Source organism: Paraclostridium benzoelyticum (genome assembly GCF_001006285.1).
GTDB classification, from domain to species: Bacteria; Bacillota; Clostridia; order Peptostreptococcales; family Peptostreptococcaceae; genus Paraclostridium; species Paraclostridium benzoelyticum.
This window is the reverse complement of record NZ_LBBT01000142.1, coordinates 1-2,824: the sequence shown is the minus strand read 5'-3', so window position 1 is coordinate 2,824 and position 2,824 is coordinate 1. Positions and strand designations below refer to the sequence as shown.

3 protein-coding genes are annotated in these 2,824 nt (G+C 25.7%); all 3 read right to left on the bottom strand.

What is annotated here, in order from left to right:
* Position 1: 1 nt before the first annotated feature.
* Complete coding sequence (locus tag VN21_RS06515; RefSeq protein WP_046822560.1) at positions 2-667, bottom strand: FadR/GntR family transcriptional regulator; 666 nt, start codon at positions 665-667, stop codon at positions 2-4.
* 151 nt (positions 668-818) lie between these two features.
* Positions 819-2,063 (bottom strand): sensor histidine kinase, encoded by a 1,245-nt coding sequence (locus VN21_RS06510; RefSeq protein WP_046822559.1) that lies wholly within the window; start codon positions 2,061-2,063, stop codon positions 819-821.
* The gene (locus VN21_RS06505; RefSeq protein WP_046822558.1) at positions 2,050-2,718 is read right to left on the bottom strand and encodes a response regulator transcription factor; all 669 of its coding nucleotides are present in this window, start codon (positions 2,716-2,718) and stop codon (positions 2,050-2,052) included. Before VN21_RS06505 ends, VN21_RS06510 begins: the two co-directional genes overlap by 14 nt.
* Positions 2,719-2,824 lie beyond the last annotated feature (106 nt).

Genomic DNA, 2,824 nt, shown 5'->3' with positions numbered 1-2,824 from the left:
TTTATATGACCTTTTTCATGTATTTGTATGCACTTTCAGGATTTCTGTCTATGATAGCCTCACAGATTTTTTTGTGTTGTAAATTTAAAGTTTCTTCTTCATGGTAAAATTCTACTATCTTTTGTCTTGAATTTATAATAAAATTTTCTAATAAATTTAATGATATTGTATATAAACTTTTTATCAAAAAGTTCTTACTCATGCAAGTAATTTTATAATGGATTTCTTTATCAATTTCGCCTTTATTATAAATTTCATCTTTTTTTGTCAATCTTTGTGAAATCATTTTCAACTCTTCAAGTTCTTCGTCTGTTCCTCTTATAGCTGCTAATTTAACTGCTTCTAATTCTATCATTCGTCTTAATTCTATTATATCTTTATAGTCGCCATTGTTTAAAGTAAACATCATAGATAAAGGTTGTATTAATGATGTTTCAATTTTATTACAAATAAAATTTCCTTCGCCTTGTCTACTTTCTATTATCCCCATAGTTTCTAAAACCCTAAGTGCTTCTCTTATCGATGTTCTACTTACTCCCATTTTTTGAGATAATTCACGTTCTGACATTAACTTATCTCCATTTTTAAGCTTTCCTTCTAATATCATATTTTGTATCTGATTTATAACTTGTTGATATATCTTTTCATTAGTTATATTATTAAACAATTCAATATCTCCTTATATTTAAATATTTCATTTATATTATACTACAAAAAAATTTGATTTGCTTGAACGACTTTTTAATATTGATATATACATTTTCAAAAAAATAAAAGATGTCATTTAAAATAATTCAAAACAGCATCTTTCATTTTTTCTAATTTTCATTAAATTCTATTATAAATATAACAGAGTTTTTTCCGTTTTTTATATTATATTTAAACCCATGCTCTTTAAGTATTTGACTTACTATATAAAGCCCTAGTCCACTTCCTCCAGTTTTCCTATTTCTTGATTTTTCCACTCTATAAAATGGTTTAAATAATTTATCTTTATGCTTTTCATCTATTGTAATACCTGTATTTTCTATCTCTAAAATTGCATTTTCTTTCTTGTACAAATGTATTAGTAAGTCCGCATTTTCCGGTGAATATTTAATAGCATTGTTTATTAAATTATTTATAGCTTTTGCTATTCTCTCTTCATCCGCATTTATAAATATTTCACTTTGATATTTTACATCTAGTTTTAATTCCTTCTCTTCAATTAAGTACATTTGTCTTTTTATGAGTTTATTTATTAAATTGTTTAAATTAAATTCTTGAGTTTCAGATTTTTTTTCCAAAATTTCAAATTTAGATACCTGAATCATTTCTTCTACTAGAGTTTTTAATTCTTGAGTAGAATCATATGATTTTTGCAAGTATGTATCACGATCTTTATATTTCCCAATATTATAAATCATACCTTCTAATTGTCCACTTATAATGGTTATCGGGGTTTTTAATTCATGAGATATAGTTGCTATAAACTCCTTTCTTTTAGCTTCTTGCATTCTTTCACTTTCAATTATATCAATAAGAGGTTTTGTCACCCATTTTGAGAATGCATATGAAGTTATTATAGACAATACTATTGCAACACCTATTATTATAGGCATTAAATCTAGTATTACAGTAGTTGCTTCATCTACTGGTTGAAGCGGCATACTTATATCCAGATAATATGGAGCATTACTGTCTCTTATATACAAAGCTACAGTTTTTTGATAGTTTTCATAAGAGTCACTAATATTATTAGAATATGGCAAAAATGAAAGTTCCTTATTCCCATATTCAACTTTTCCATTTGAGTCTCTTAATAACACACCTACATTTTCATGCTGTGAAATTTTATATAAATGTTGTTTCAATTCCTCTAAATCATCTCTCCTTGACCTTGCTGCTAAAACTGTCAATCTATTATTTATAGACTCTACCTTATATTTTTCATAGTATGGAGGTAATAAGAAGTACAAAATCAGATATATAGTTATTATAAGCCCTATAGATAATGTAGTTATTATTAAAAATATTTTTGTACTTATAGCTAATTCTTTCCATTTTTTTCTAATTCTTATCAAGACTGTATCCTATTCCTTTCACTGTTTTTATATATGGAATTCCAATTTTTTTTCTTATATTTTTTATATGAGCATCTACAACTCTAGTATCTCCATAGTAATCATAGCCCCATACACTATCTAGTAAATTCTCTCTAGTAACTACGTGGGGATAATTCTCTATTAAAGTCTTTAATATGTTAAATTCTTTTAATGTCAATTCTATTACTTCATTATCTAAAAATGCTTGATATGTGTTTAAATCTAAACTTAGCTTCTCAAAACTTAATGTATTAGACTCATTATATTTGCCACTTCTTCTTAAAACAGCCTCTACTCTTTTCATCAACAAGGTAAATGAAAAAGGTTTTGTTATATAATCATCGCACATTAGTTCAAATCCTTTAACTTGATCACTCTCTTGATTTAATGCCGTTAAAAATATTATAGGTATATCTGAACTCTGTCTTATCATCTTACATACAGCATGTCCATCTAAATTAGGCATCATTACATCTAATATAACCAAATCAAATTCACCTTTTTTAAAAGCTTGTATACCCTCTATTCCATCGTTTGCCGATTCCACGCTATATCCTTCTGCACTTAAAAATTCTACTATCAATTCTTGTATATTACTATCATCTTCTATTACTAATATATTTTTATTTTTCATAATAAATCTCCTCTAAATTTCAAAATCACTTAATATATATATTATAATTTGCATATGAATTTTCTATGAATATAATTTTTACATTATACAAAATCAGTCTATATAT